Origin of the sequence: Lentzea pudingi, assembly GCF_014646255.1 — a bacterium.
Classification (GTDB): domain Bacteria; phylum Actinomycetota; class Actinomycetes; order Mycobacteriales; family Pseudonocardiaceae; genus Lentzea; species Lentzea pudingi.
Genome location: NZ_BMNC01000019.1, coordinates 69,267 through 83,294, shown reverse-complemented (window position 1 = coordinate 83,294; position 14,028 = coordinate 69,267). Strand labels below are relative to the sequence as shown.

Sequence of the window (14,028 nt, the reverse complement as noted above, 5' to 3'; positions counted from 1 at the left end):
GGTCCTCATCGCTCGCACCGCGGCATCAGCACAGAAGGGGAGACCCGATGGCCACGACCGATATCGCGACAGCGCAGGAGATCAGGCGCCGAGTCGAGGAAGCCGACACTGCTCGGCGGGAGCGGCGAGCCGCCGCGGCGCAACAGGTCGGTGAGCTCGCCCGGCAACGGGCGATCCACGCCGGCAAGGTGGAGGAGTTCGACCGGCAACTCGCAGAGGTCATCGCCGGCTCGCGTGACGTGATGGACATCGACGAGCTGTCGCGGTTCACCAGCATCCGGCCGGCTGTCCTGACGGGATGGCTCAACGCCTCAAAACCGGCTCGTGCGAAGAAGAAGCCGCTCACCGCTAGCAGGCACGACGACCCGAGCCGCGAGCTGTCCGCCGGGAGCACAACGACCAACGGCCAGGCAGGCCAGCCACCGCAACTGGTCACGGCGGACGTGACATGACGGCCTCCGAACCGGTTGAGCTGGGGTGACCCTAGCCAGGCCGGTGCTCACCCGCCGGACAGGACGCATCGGGCCGAACAGGACCTGTACAGCTGAGGAAACGAGCCAGCCGTGAGCTCCAAGCCGCACCACGCCCGCAGTGGGTCAGCTCTGTCGCCGGCGACGGGCCGGCGTGTCCGGCGGGGACTGGCCGGCACGATCCGTGTCGCTGGCCGTGTGCTGCGCGGTCTGGTCGCCGCGACGGCGCTACTGGCCTTGACGGCGGGTGTGCCGTGGGCGTTGTGGCACTACGTCGGCTGGCCGCTGCCTGACCACGTTCTGACCTGGACCGAGCTGCAAGTCGTGTTGCTCAGCCCGATCACGGCGGAGTTCGTGCTGGACGTCATCGCCTGCGCGTGCTGGATCTGGTGGGCCGCGTTCGCCCTCGACGTCGTGGCCTGCACTGTGGATCTGGCCCGGCGCGGGATCGACGCGGCCCGGTCCGTCGAGTTCTCCGCCGCAGGCCCGACGCAGGCGCTGGCGGGTGCCCTGGTCGGCTCGATCCTGATGGCGGTACTGGGCAATCGGCTTACACTGGCGGCGTCCGCCCCGCTGTCGGCCACGCTCGGGACCGGAGCCCCGGTCGTGGCGACCGCCCCAGCCTGGCACCACCCCACACCCGGCACCGAGGCGCTGGAAGGCCGCCGCTCGGTAGCGCCCGCTGGCGGCGCGGGTGATGTTTCCACGCGGCCAGAGTCGGTGGTCGTGCTGGCACCGCATGACGGAGTCCACGACTCGTTGTGGCGCATCGCGCAACGCACTCTCGGCGACGGCGCCCGCTGCCCGGAGATCTTCGAGCTCAACAAAGGAAGACCGCAACCGAACGGGCACGCCTTCACCCAGCCCAGCCTGATCTTCCCCGGCGAGGAGCTCGCACTGCCACGCGAGGCGCACGCACCCACGCCGCCGCCGGCCGATCAGGCCCCGAACTCTCCCGCCCCGCCATCGACCTCCTCCGCGCCCTCGACCAGCCTCCAGCCGTCCACACCCGCCCCACCCGCGCCATCTACTCCTCAGGCCCCACCGTCCGCGACCAGCCGCACCCCAGCGGCGCAGTCGGCGGACGAACCCGGCTTCCGATGGGGCGCCGAGCTGTTCGTCAGTCTCGGACTGGCCGCCGCGGTCAGCGCGACGCTGATGCTCGCCCGCCGCCGCCATCGCAGCCGATACCGGCCTGGCAGCGGCGATCGCGACGACCTGCCGGTCGCCCCGGTCGTCTACCAGCTGCGCCTGGCACACCTGCGCACCGAGGCACACAACGACATCGACCTCGACGAAGATGAGGCGGACGACGAACGCTCGCGGCCTGGCCCGGCCGTGCCGCCCTTGATGGTGGGCGCACACGAGGCCGGTGCAGGCGGCACCGCGGCTCTCACGCCAGGAATCGGTGTCCGCGATGGTCGTGAGATCGCCCTCGACCTCGCCGCCGCTCGCGGCCTCGGACTGGTCGGCGCCGGCGCCCCCGCCGCGGCCCGTGCCCTGCTGATCACGGCACTGACCACCTCACCACGCCATCCGGCGACATCGGCGGGGACGGTCGTCATCGTCCCCGCCGGCGACCTGGTCTCGATGCTCGGACGTGGCGCGCGCCACCTGCACCTGCCCTCAACAGTGCGAGTCGTCCGAGACCTGGACAGCGCGCTGGACGCGGTGGAGGCCGAGATCCTGGTGCGCGCCACCACCAGCCGGGAACCCGGCGCCGGGCACAGGAGGTGCCCGCCGCTGGTGCTGGTCGCCCAGCCACCAGCACCGCACCTGCGGCTCCAGGCGGTCCTGGACACCGGCAGGCCGTTTGGTGTCACCGGGCTGCTGCTGGGCCAGTGGCAACCCGGCGTCACCTGCTACGTCCGCGCCGACGGCACGATCTCGGCCACCGGCCCCGGCCTGGGCGAAGCACTGCGCGGCACCCAGGTGTTCCGCCTCGGCGGCGACGACACCACCCAGCTCCTTAATCTGCTGCACCAAGCCGAACCCCAGCCCTACCTGCCGGACACCAGCTACCTTCCCGACCTGTCACCGGCACCACACACGCCCGTCGCGGCCACGCCACCGGCCGGCAACGATCACACGGTGCCGAGGGGGGAAGGCCAGCTCGAGACCCGCCCCTCCAGTACGAGTGAGATCGAGCTGAAGGTCACGGCCGCGGCTACGCAACCCGCACCCTCCGACACCCAGCCGGAGATCCTCGATCCCAGCCCAGCGCAGGGCCTGCGGGAGCGACAGCACAAACCGGACCGCGCGGACGTCGCTGGTGCGGAGAAAAAACATCCACAGCCGGGCGCACTCACCGATGATCCGGCGCCCGCGGACGGACACACCGAACCCGTGGCCGCAACACCGCCGGCCTTCACCACCCACCACGAGGACGACACGGACGCCGCGCAGATCACGGTCACCGTGCTCGGTGGCCTGCGTGTGCACTGGCACCCCGAGCCTCACCCGGCCACGAGCTCCCGGGAGATCACCGGGACCTTGCAGCCCAGAACCCAGGAACTGCTGGTATTTCTCGCGCTGCACCCCGACGGCGTCACCCGCGACCCGCTCATCTCGGCGCTGTGGAGCCACGACCCGCCGGCCCGACCGACCAACGCCCTGCACACCGCGCTGGCACGGATGCGCACCGCACTGGCCGCCGCCACCGACGGAGCGGTGACCGACATCGTCTCGACGAGCAACGGCCGCTACCAACTCGACCCCGCGCTGGTGAGCGTCGACTACCGGCGCTTCGCTCACGCTGTCGCCGCACGCCGCGCCGCCACCACCGACCAAGCCCGAATCGACGCCCTCTGGGACGTGGTCAACGCCTACGGCGGAACACTGGCAGAAGACATGTCGAACGAGTGGATCGAGTCCGTACGCGAGGCGATCCGCCGCGACGCTGTCGACGCCGTCGCCGCGCTGGCCCGCGCACTGGTCGACACCGACCCGCAGCAGACCCTGGACCTGCTGGAGGTCGCGCGGGCATTCGACCCGCACAACGAGCCGCTCTACCGCGACATCATGCGCCTGCAGGAACGGCTCGGGCAGATCGACGCCATCCCGCGGACACTGACCCTGCTGACCGCCCGGCTGGCCGAACTCGACGCCGCACCGACCCCACAGGCTCGCGGCCTGGCAGCCCAGCTGGGACAACGCCACGAGGACAATCCGGCCGGCCCAGCGAGTTCACACGCTCAGGGCACACGTGATCGCAGCACGGCCAGTTGACATGGCGCCAGGACGGTACGGGCCTAACGACCACAGCCAGGACCGAGCTCGTGCCCGCAGGCTTGTCCTGTTCGCTGGCCTCGCCGTCGCTGAGACCGAGTTCGTCCAACTCGGCAATTCCGGTAAGTGCGACTACCTCGCCGCCAATCCGGCAGCGGTACGGCGCAGCGTGCACGATGAGTTCCGGGTGCGCGCCAAGCGGGACGACCAGAGCCTCGGCCAGCGTCAAGAACGCCAGTGCTTCGACCTTCAGCGAGTGCGTGACCGTGCCCGGAAAAGACTTTGCGCGCAGGTCGTGCAACAAAGTTGCTTCGATGGTCATCTTTTTCGGCTTGCGGCCAGGAATGCTATTCTGCAGGCCGGGATGGTTGCCCGGAGATTCTTCGTCGACGGAATACTAGCTGGCCGTGGAAAGAATTCCTTCTCGTCATGCGAGGTCACCCGAGGTTGTCGTGACCAGTGTGGCCTGTTCCCGCTTGCCCCGACGCGGCGCCTCGGGTCATGGACACCGAAGAAACCCCTCACCCCTCACCCCTCATCCCTCACACTCACATGCGCACCAGTGCCGGCCGAGTCCTCGCGCCGCACCCGTCGCCCTCTCGTTCAGCGACACAATCCCTACGGCTCCTATTCGAGCGCCCGCCTCTGCTCAGTGCTACCGCAGGAGTCGACCCTGGCCTCCCACTCGCCCCGGAGCCACGAGGCTTCTCGTCGTCCGGCAGGGCGCCGGAATCAGCCCTCCGTATTCCGGCTCACGTCACACCGTCACAGCATGTCACGCCAAGTAGCGGCAAGGAAGATCATCTACACGCACAGTGCCTTCCGTTGGTGGTTCATACGGAGGGTCATGACGGGGTTCATACGGGGGATCAGGTTAGAGGACCACCCTCTACGGCCTGCGGAGATGCTGGTCATCGGTGTCGCAGGGGGATCCGCTGGTATCCCAGACTCGCTTGCCCGCAAGCCGGTAGACACATCGGCGCTGGCTGCGTAGTCGCTGTCTTGGTCACTACTTCGTGATCAGCCCTCTACCTTGTCTCACCTTCACTGCTATCCATCTTCCTTATTCTTTTATTTCAGTTATTTCCCTTGATTCGCTCCTTGTGTGTCGCCCGACTATTTCCGTCCGCGGCGGCCGGCGTGCACTTGGCATCGCTGACCTGCGGAAATCGGTGCAAGACGTTCGGAAATGTGACCGTACGGACGGTTTTCTATTGCGCCACAATGCGGCGACAATAATCACCCGAAAGGGTGCCGAAAAGACGGCCATTCCTATTGTGCGCGACGCGCGGCGGAGTAATAATTGAATTACCGCCGGGGAACCGGAAACAAAACGAATACCACACTCGGCGCGAGCCATGTCCAACGCATGAACGGGGAACGTCATGATCACCACCGGTACCGCACCGTTTGAGATGATCGAGAACGGTGCCGCCGTGATGTGCTACCCGGTCACGTTCTACGGCCGGAAAGTCACGGTTCACACGCCGGACGGCCCGCGCACGCGGACGCGCCGCCATTGCGGCGGTTGCGCCACCGCCGCCGTGTTGCGCGCGATGGGCTACACCGATCTTGTCGGTGCTATTTCCGGTGACGGCGACGACGAAAAGATCGCGCACTACACCACCGCCGCCGCATAAATCCCCACCCGCCGAACTCCCGTAACGGTTCGGGCTACCCGCCATGCGTGAAAGGACACCAGCGATGACCACACCTGCCACGCCAACGGTCACCCCGGCGACGTTGTGTGAACGGGCGACCGAGGCCGGATACCACGACGGCTGGACGCACGCCGCCTACGTCGACGCCTACGGCGGCGATCCGCACACGGAACTCGATGTGCCGCAACGGTTCGCGCCGTTCGCGACCTACTACACCGCCGCCTACGCCGACGGCGTCACCACCTACCTCGACGACACCGAATAACCGGAGGCCCGTCATGACCGCACCCGCCACCGACCACGGCTTGACCCTGCCGGAGTTCGTGTACGGCATTCGCGACCTGATCAGCGACGCCAGCCACGCCGACCTGCCCGACCCCAACCGGCTCGACGTCGAGATCTACGACGGCCCCGACGGCGCGGCCTACATCAACGTGATCGCCCGGTACCGCAACGACGCGGGCGAGGACCGCCGCCAGCACTGCCTGCTGCGCGTGGTCGAGATCAGCGAGACGGAATGGAACCACGACCACGGCGCACCCCTCGACTGATCAACACCGCAAACCCCTACACCGCAACCGGAAGGGCACTGTCATGGCTATCTGGCCGAACCAGATCGACACCGTCGGCGACCTGCAAGACGCGCTCGAGCAGTACGACCGCGCCACCCCGATCCGATGGGCCGCACAACCCGGCAACCCGTTCGAGTACACCATCGGGCCGGTCGTGCGCACCCCCGACGACGCCGACGGCGACGGCACCGAACACCACGACCCGCCGGTCGTGTGGCTCGGCGAACGCGACCAGGTCGGCTACCTGCCCGACCTCGCCGCCAACGCCCTGGGGTGGTCGCAGTGACGACCACAGCCCGCAGCCTGGTCGCCCGCGCGATCACCGAGGCCCGATACCGCCGGGGCATCGACGCCGTCGGCGCCAACTACCGCCCCGAGGACTTGCCGCAATGGACACGCCGTGACGTCACCGCACGCAAGATCGCCGAACGGCTCATGGTCTCGCCCGACACCGTGGCGGTGATCGACGACCCCGACCGCCGCTACGGCATCTCCCGGCCACAACCCGGCGACCTGATCACGATCACCGACCCGGTGACCTCCCGGGTACTGCGGTTCGTGCCGGACTTCACCGCACCGGACCAACGGTGGCTGCTGATCGACGAATGCCCCGACTGCGGCGGCATCGTGCCGGTGGCCCGCGTCGCCGGTTTGGCCGACGTCGGCGACTACCTCGACCCCGACAACGACACCCGCTTCGACCACCTACCCGCCGAACACCACGGCGACCCCGCACACCGCACCGACTGCTCGCACCACGACTGCCCACGACTCGCCTGCTCACACCGCGACTGACACCACGCACACCCGCACGAGATCGAAAGGACCACCGCGATGACCACGCCCGCTCCGGCGACATCCGGCACGGCTGCACCCGCCACACCAGCGACCGGACCAGTGTCGCGGTTGGGCAACGGTGAACTCCGCGCGATGGTCGCGAAAGTACTCGCCGATGTGGGCGCGAACCTCACGCCGCGTGCCATCGCCCACACCCTGAACCGATCGTCGGGGGCGGTGGGCAACGCGTGCAAAGCGTTGGCCGACAGGGGTGAAGCCGAGATCGTGTCCACCGCGCCGCTGACCTACCGGGCGACCGCGACCACGGCCGCCGTCGCCGCCCGCACCGTCACACCCGGTATCACCCCGTCCGGCACCACTCGACCGCGCCGCGCCACGAAAACCCGCGCCGCCCGTGCCACGCCCGCGACCGCCTCCGCCAGCTCCGGGGTGAGCGGTTCCGCTGGGACTGGTGCTGCGGTGGCTGGTCCGGTGATGCGTCCGAACGGGACGGCGTACCACCCGCGCTTGTTGTCCGGGATGCCGGATGTGGTCGCGTTGCGCAAGCTGCGCGAGGCGGGTGTGGCCGCGTTGATGTACGGGCCACCCGGTACCGGTAAGACCAGCGTGGTGGAGGCGGCGTTCCCGGACCTGCTGACCGTGCAGGGCGACGGGGACACCACGGTCGCCGATCTCGTCGGCGAGTACACCCAGACCGGGGACGGGCGGTACGTGTTCATCCACGGGCCGCTGGTCCGCGCGATGCGCGAGGGTCGGCCACTGTTCATCGACGACGCGACGCTGATCGCGCCGACCGTGCTCGCCGTGGCCTACCCGGCGATGGACGGCCGCCGCCAGATCATCGTCAAGGCCAACGGCGGCGAGGTCATCGACGCCGCCCCCGGTTTCTACGTTGTGGCCGGGCACAACCCCGGCGTGCACGGGGCGGTGCTCACCGATGCCCTGTCGTCCCGGTTCTCCGCGCAGATCTTCGTGACCACCGACTACGACCTCGCCGCCCAGCTCGCGATCGACCCGCGCGCGGTGAAGATCGCCCGCAACCTCGCCACCCGGCAGGCCACCGGGCACAGCGGGTGGGCACCGCAGCTACGCGAACTGCTGGCGTTCCAGAAGATCGCCGACGTGCTGGGAGCCGACGCCGCCGCCGGAAACCTCGTCGGCACCGCCCCGGAAGAGGACCGCGCCAGCGTCGCCGCGATCGTGCGCCAGGTGTTCGGCAAAGAACTCACCCCACTCGCCCTGGGCGCCCGCGTCAAATAACCCCGCCCGCACAGCCGACCGTCGCGAAAGGACTTCCCGCCATGAGCACCCACCTCGCCGCCGACCCCGCCGCCATCGGTGCCGCCGTGCTGCCCGCCCGCCCGGAATGGCTGACCCTGTCCGCCACACTGGCCTGCGAGGTCGGTGTGATCGCCGACAGGGAAGACCTGCTGGTCACCATCGCGCCCGGTGCGGGTGGCGGTGCCCCGGCGTGTTTCTACCCCGCCCGCGCGCTGATCGAAGTCGACGGCGACCACCTCGGCGTGGATCCCGCCACCGTGAAGCCCGCCGACATCGGCGACCGCACGCGCTACGCCGCCACCTGGGGTGCGCTGACCCACGAGTGCGGGCACGCCAAGCACACCGCCTGGGACCCGCCGCCGGGCACTCCGCCCGGTGTGGTCGCCGCCGCCATGTTGCTGGAAGAGCCACGGATGGAAGCGGCGCAGGTCCGCCGACGCCCCGACGACCGGCATTGGCTGCGCGCGTGCGTGCGTGACATCGTCGCCGCCGACCTGCACCTGTTCGCCGACCCCGCCACCGCACCGCAGATGACCAAAGCCGACGCCGCCCGCACCGCCGCCTTGCTGCTCGCCCGGGTCGACGGCGGGGTACTCACCCCCAGGGAGGTCGCCCCGGTCGCCCAGGTCATCGAAACGGTGCTCGGCGCGCCAATGCTGCGCCAGCTGCGGGCGGTGTGGCACAAAGCGTTGCGCACCGCCGACGACGACGGCCAGACCATGCTCACACTCGGGCGGCAATGGTGCGAGATCCTCGGCACCGACCCGGACACCGGCCACCCGGACCCCGGCGCGGCACCCGACCCGGCCGCGACCCCCGACCCGTCCGGCACCCCGTCACCGTCGCCGCTGACGAGCGCGATCGAAGGCGTGCTCACCACGGTCGCGGCGAGGGTCGCGCGGGAAAAGGCACCCCAGGACCCGGCCGCCGTTGCCGCCGCCGCACAGGCACGCGAGTGCGCCGCAGCGCAGGCCGCGGCAGAAGCTGCCCGGTCGGTGTTCGATCTCGCCCCCAGCGGTCCCGCCTCCGGACGCACCGAGACAGCGGGCACCCGGCCACCCACCGCCGAGGAACGCACCGCCGCGCGGGTGCTGGCACGAGCGCTGAACACCGCCGGAGTGCCGGACCGGGTCGCGGTCAAGACCAGCTCCCCGATACCGCCGGGGCGGCTGCGGATGCGCGGCGCGCTCGCCGCCGACGCCCAGCGCGCCGCCGGGGCACTGCCCACGGCCGAACCGTTCACCCGCGTCACCCGTACCCCGGTTCCCGCACCGCCGCTCCGGCTCGGGTTGGCCTGCGACGTGTCCGGCTCCACCCGCCTCTATACCAAGGCGATCGCGTCGACAGCGTGGATCCTGGCAGGCGCCGCCCGCCACACCGTCGTGCCCACGCAGACCGCGACCGTGATCTTCGGCCACCACGTACGCCCGATCATCCACCCCGGTACCGCCCCCGCCCAGGTCACCCTGTTCGAGGCCCGCGACAACTGGGAGGACATCCCCACCGCTCTCGACGCCCTCGATGGTGCCCTCGGCCTGGCCCGGCCCGGTGCCGCGCGGCTGCTGGTGGTCATCTCCGACGGCAAGTTCCGCGAAGAGCCACGCGCGGACGGCCAGAAACGCATCGACCGCCTGCGCGCCAGCGGGTGCGCCGTGCTGTGGCTGACCTTGGGCGAGCACGACACCCCACTGAACGGGGTGAGCGTGCAGCGGCTGGTCGTGCACGACACCGACATCAACCGCTACTCCGACGGCACCGCGTCCGCCCATTGCGTATGTGGATGGCGGCAACACTGCCGCAACAGCCGCACCGCCACGGCCGCCGGACGCGACCACGAGACCACCACCGCCGACCCCATCACCGCCACCGCCACCGCCATTGGCCGCGCCGCCACCGCCGCCCTGCGCACCGCCCGCTAACCCAGTGCCTGCGGGGTTCAGGGCGAGACACCCTCCCGGCCTCCGGCACCGCCACCACAACCACGAGGTGAACCGCCATGACCGAGAACCGATTCGCGACCGTGGGCGACGCGATCGCCGCTCTGCCCGCCGACAACCCGGCCAGGCCATCACGGGTCGATACCCCACCGGCCTGCCCCGACGGTGGTGAGGCTCGGTGTGGGCGAGCAGGGCCGGAATCTGTTCGCGCGCGCCGCCGGCGCGCTGGGCTGGTCATTTGTGGCCCCGCTCGCAGCCCCGCCCGACGACGGATCGCCGGAGTCGTTGTTCGAGCAGATCAGCGACACCGACTACCGGTGCACGCGGTGCGGCGCAACCAACACGTGCGAGTCGGACTCGTTCCCCAGCTTCGGCGGCACCACCGAGTGGTGGGAACGCTGCACCGCGTGCGGTGCCGGTATCAGCGGCTGCGACATGTCCGCCGTGCTGTGACCATGCCCGACCCGAACACCCCGTACACGAAGGAGAGTTCCCGATGACCAACCGAATTATCGACCACGACCAGGACGCCGGAGCCACCTCGCAGCGCTACCACTACACCCGCGTCACCGAGATCCACGGGCACACCGTCCGCGCTCGCATCCAGCGCGGCATCTACAATAACGTCAACAGCGGTGCCGTCGCCGAGATCCGCGCCAACGGGATGAGCTGGAGCACGCTCACCGCCGCCGGGATCGACAGCTGGTGGTACGACACACCGAAACCCAGCCCGGACATCGATCCCGCCGCTGTGCTCGGTCCTTTGGCCGAACAGCTCTTGTGCGGTGCCGCCGAGATCCTCGCGTCACCGCCGGCCATGCCGACGTTGTCCGTGCACCTGTATCGCGCGATCAACGGGCTGCTGGCCATCAGCGGCGGCTTCACCGACGAAGCCCGCATCGACCCCGACGACATCGCCTGGGCCTACGCCCACGGCGGCGCGCTGCACATCATCGAACACCCCGACGGCAGCGTCACCTTCACCAAAGCCCACCGCGACGACTGCCCATTCCTCACCAGCGCGGGCGCACGGGACTGCGATGACGAGTGCGACTTCCCGCATCCCGCCGACACCACTCACCGGAGCACCTCATGAGCACCAACAGGCCGGCCGGACTCATCGGGCTTGCCGGACGGGCCGTACGAGTCGCACGCGCGCATCGCGCCGCTGACCGTGACGGGTTCCTGTGCCGCAACAACTCCGCCGAACAATGGAACAGGTGGGCACGCCGCGCCCGAGTGACCCGGACCATCGCGGGCGCACTGCAGGTACATGTGGACAGCGTCATCGTGACCGACGACCCCCAGCGCGAGTACCGCACACGCGACGGCACGGTCCCCGGCGACCTGATCACGATCACCGAGCACCTCACCGGACGCCTGTGGCGGTTCATCCCCGACAACACCACCCCCGGCACCGCCTGGCTGCTACTCGCCCCCTGCCCCGGCTGCGGAGCCGAGATCCCCCTCGCTCACGTCGCCGGCCTCGCCGACCTCGGCGACCACCTCGACCCCGGCAGCGACCTCGCGCCCATCGCCGAGGCCCGCGACGACTCCCTGCACGCGCCTGGCTGCACGTTCGCCTCGTCGTCGATCGAGGAAGCACCTGGGGCACCTCGATCGACGCGATCACCGCACACCGGAGAGGAAGAACACCGTGTCACCACATGAGGCTGTCGAGATCGTCGTCCGGGCCTTCCACGCCAACGGCTGCGAGGTGACCTCCGTCGTCGCCGATCCCGCCGACGCGCAGCAAGTCCTCTACGGCACCGTCACCCGCGACGGCGTCCTCATCGGCAGCTACTACTGCACCGACCGAGCACGCCAGTCAGGGTGGCGCGTCGTAATCACGAACGGCGAGCACGTCGCATCCCACGGGCACACCGCCGAACTCGACCACGCAGGCGACGCCATCCACCTGCTCACCCTCACACCGTCTCCACAGTAAAACCACATAGGACAGAAAGAAGGAAGCGCAATGACTACCTCATTTCAACCGGTCACCGTCGACGAGGACTTCGACGTGAACAGCGGCTCTTCCTACTCCTACACACGGACCGTGCACCTCGGCCCGTACACGGTGCAGATGCGTGTGCAGCGAAGCATCAGGCCCCATGATTCCTGGGCGGTAGCGGAGATCCTCAGCGCCGACCTGACCTGGACCGCTCTCGCCCATACTCACAGCGACCGCTGGTTCGAGCACACCACAGAGCCCTACGGCGTCAACGCCAAGGACGAGCTGAACGAGATCGCGGACGACCTGATCCGGCGTGTCATCGCGATCATTCCCAGCAACACCACCGTGCCACAGCAGACCCTTGACGTGATCGGGGCGCTGCTGTCCCACACCTACGGCAGCACCGGAGAACGTGTGATCACCGCCGACGACATGCGGTGGGCCAAGGAGCACGGCGGGCCGTTCCGCCTCCTGCAACGACAAGACGGCAGCGTGCTGCTCACCAAGGCACACCGCTACGACTGCCCGCTGCTGGCAACCGCAGGCGCGCAAGTATGTGACGGTCTCTGCGTGCCGGTACCGCCCACCGCCGTTCCTGGAGGGAGCACCCCATGACGACACCCGTCAGCGTGGTTCCGCAGCAGGACCGCTGTCCCGACTGTGCGGTGTCGATCGACGAGGAGCACGTCGACGGATGCGACGTCGCCCGCTGCCTCGTCACCGGACTTCAGCAGCTCAGTTGCCCGCATGATCACGACTGCGGGATCGACGTGTGGACCGGCCGATGGCCCGGCGATGCTGACTGCGAGAGGCTCGACTTGATGATCGGCCTCGGCCTGCCTGACGTGCGCCGGCTCTATCTCGAAGCGGCCTGGGATCCCGCCTCTCGTCAGTGGGTCGTGCCTACGTAGCCCACTTGCACACATTCAACCCGATCGACGGCCACGAGTCGCCGGTCGGTCTTCTCCAGCAGCACGGGACTTCACGTGTCCCTGTGCCCCTCGCCATGTCGTCCGTCGCAAGTCAGCTTCGTTGCCGCGGTGTCAATTTTCTCGAGGGGGGAGTGAATGGTTTGTGATCGGAACGCCGTGAAAGCCGCCCGCTCACGCGCTGTAGACCAACGGCACCCGCTTGACTGAAAAGTTCAGCTCAACCAGCGGAAGTGCACGCCGGCTCCGTCGTGCCTGCACCACGTTGGCACAGCACTGCACGAGAGTGCAGGTGGCCAGCACACAGACGCGCGGGGCGTGTCCTTTGTCAGAGGAGCATCTGAGATGCCTGGACTTGCCGCTGTCCTCGTCGCCGCGGTCTTGGGGATCGCACTCGGCTCCGTGCCCTCGATGGCCGCCGCATCGGCCGTGCCGCTGCGCGAGGCGGTCGCCGCGCTTGCGGTCGCCGACGAGAGCCGTGACGGCTACCAGCGCGACAAGTTCCGACATTGGACGGACGCGGACCGCGATGGATGCAGCACCCGAGCAGAGGTACTGATCGACGAGGCCGCGGTCGCACCCGAGGTGGGCCCGAAATGCGCCCTCGCCGGCGGACTCTGGTACTCGTCCTACGACGACGAGTACGTCTCCGACGCTCGCGGCGTCGACATCGACCACATGGTGCCGCTGGCCGAGGCCTGGGACAGTGGCGCTTCCGCATGGACGGCGACACGACGCGAGGCTTACGCCAATGACCTCGACTCGCCTCCAGCGTTGATCGCGGTAACCGCGCGCTCGAACAGGTCCAAAGCGGACCAGGACCCGAGTACCTGGCTTCCGCCTTACGCCGCAGCACAATGCGGCTACATCACCGACTGGGTTAGTGTGAAGACCCGCTGGGGCTTGACCGTGGACAACAACGAAAAGGCCGTCCTCGTGGAGAAGGCCGCGCACTGTTCCAACGTCCCGATCGTGGTCGGCATCGCCTGAACCGGGACCACCGAGACGGCGAAGGTGGCACGGCGTGACCAGGTGGCCCGCCAGAGCGACCCACGGTGACCAGGCGTGGCCTTGCCCCTGTCTGTCCCCCAATGCGGCGTTTGGGACGTCCAATTTTTCACGGGGCCGGCGTTCCCCTGCGCCGCAGCTTCTCGCGGCAGTGAGCCACCACAGGATCTCCTCGACGCGCGCTCGC

16 protein-coding genes are annotated in these 14,028 nt (G+C 69.1%); all 16 read left to right on the top strand.

Going from position 1 to position 14,028, the window contains the following annotated elements; all coding sequences use genetic code 11:
* The first annotated feature begins 47 nt into the window (after nt 1-47).
* The 16 genes from IEY88_RS38270 (at nt 48) to IEY88_RS38195 (ending at nt 13,823) form a co-directional block, all read left to right on the top strand.
* Nucleotides 48-452 (top strand): hypothetical protein, encoded by a 405-nt coding sequence (locus IEY88_RS38270; protein ID WP_189159815.1) that lies wholly within the window; start codon nt 48-50, stop codon nt 450-452.
* 111 nt (nt 453-563) lie between these two features.
* Nucleotides 564-3,698 (top strand): AfsR/SARP family transcriptional regulator, encoded by a 3,135-nt coding sequence (locus IEY88_RS38265; protein ID WP_229694146.1) that lies wholly within the window; start codon nt 564-566, stop codon nt 3,696-3,698.
* Between the two features lie 1,385 nt (nt 3,699-5,083).
* Nucleotides 5,084-5,338, top strand: a complete 255-nt coding sequence (locus tag IEY88_RS38260) for a hypothetical protein (protein ID WP_189159814.1) — start codon at nt 5,084-5,086, stop codon at nt 5,336-5,338.
* A gap of 64 nt (nt 5,339-5,402) precedes the next feature.
* Nucleotides 5,403-5,624, top strand: coding sequence for a hypothetical protein (locus IEY88_RS38255; RefSeq protein ID WP_189159813.1), 222 nt, complete (start codon nt 5,403-5,405; stop codon nt 5,622-5,624).
* Nucleotides 5,625-5,637: 13 nt separating this feature from the next.
* Nucleotides 5,638-5,910 carry a hypothetical protein gene (locus IEY88_RS38250; RefSeq protein WP_189159812.1) on the top strand — a complete coding sequence of 91 codons (273 nt, stop codon included), beginning with the start codon at nt 5,638-5,640 and terminating at the stop codon, nt 5,908-5,910.
* Between the two features lie 43 nt (nt 5,911-5,953).
* The gene (locus IEY88_RS38245) at nt 5,954-6,217 is read left to right on the top strand and encodes a hypothetical protein (protein WP_189159811.1); all 264 of its coding nucleotides are present in this window, start codon (nt 5,954-5,956) and stop codon (nt 6,215-6,217) included.
* Complete coding sequence (locus IEY88_RS38240; protein WP_189159810.1) at nt 6,214-6,726, top strand: hypothetical protein; 513 nt, start codon at nt 6,214-6,216, stop codon at nt 6,724-6,726. Before IEY88_RS38245 ends, IEY88_RS38240 begins: the two co-directional genes overlap by 4 nt.
* Before the next feature lie 39 nt (nt 6,727-6,765).
* Nucleotides 6,766-7,989, top strand: coding sequence for an AAA family ATPase (locus IEY88_RS38235; protein ID WP_189159809.1), 1,224 nt, complete (start codon nt 6,766-6,768; stop codon nt 7,987-7,989).
* Nucleotides 7,990-8,030: 41 nt separating this feature from the next.
* A complete protein-coding gene (locus IEY88_RS38230) occupies nt 8,031-9,929 on the top strand; it encodes a vWA domain-containing protein (protein ID WP_229694145.1) in 1,899 nt (632 codons plus the stop codon).
* Between the two features lie 186 nt (nt 9,930-10,115).
* Nucleotides 10,116-10,400: a hypothetical protein gene (locus tag IEY88_RS38225; protein ID WP_189159808.1), complete on the top strand. Its 285-nt coding sequence runs from the start codon at nt 10,116-10,118 to the stop codon at nt 10,398-10,400.
* Between the two features lie 43 nt (nt 10,401-10,443).
* Nucleotides 10,444-11,043 (top strand): hypothetical protein, encoded by a 600-nt coding sequence (locus tag IEY88_RS38220; protein ID WP_189159807.1) that lies wholly within the window; start codon nt 10,444-10,446, stop codon nt 11,041-11,043.
* Complete coding sequence (locus IEY88_RS38215) at nt 11,040-11,618, top strand: hypothetical protein (RefSeq protein ID WP_229694144.1); 579 nt, start codon at nt 11,040-11,042, stop codon at nt 11,616-11,618. The genes IEY88_RS38220 and IEY88_RS38215 overlap by 4 nt, the downstream gene beginning before the upstream one ends.
* The gene (locus tag IEY88_RS38210; protein ID WP_189159806.1) at nt 11,605-11,895 is read left to right on the top strand and encodes a hypothetical protein; all 291 of its coding nucleotides are present in this window, start codon (nt 11,605-11,607) and stop codon (nt 11,893-11,895) included. The genes IEY88_RS38215 and IEY88_RS38210 overlap by 14 nt, the downstream gene beginning before the upstream one ends.
* A gap of 30 nt (nt 11,896-11,925) precedes the next feature.
* Complete coding sequence (locus IEY88_RS38205; protein WP_189159805.1) at nt 11,926-12,519, top strand: hypothetical protein; 594 nt, start codon at nt 11,926-11,928, stop codon at nt 12,517-12,519.
* Nucleotides 12,516-12,815 (top strand): hypothetical protein, encoded by a 300-nt coding sequence (locus tag IEY88_RS38200; RefSeq protein ID WP_189159804.1) that lies wholly within the window; start codon nt 12,516-12,518, stop codon nt 12,813-12,815. Before IEY88_RS38205 ends, IEY88_RS38200 begins: the two co-directional genes overlap by 4 nt.
* A gap of 429 nt (nt 12,816-13,244) precedes the next feature.
* Nucleotides 13,245-13,823: an HNH endonuclease family protein gene (locus tag IEY88_RS38195; protein ID WP_229694143.1), complete on the top strand. Its 579-nt coding sequence runs from the start codon at nt 13,245-13,247 to the stop codon at nt 13,821-13,823.
* Nucleotides 13,824-14,028 lie beyond the last annotated feature (205 nt).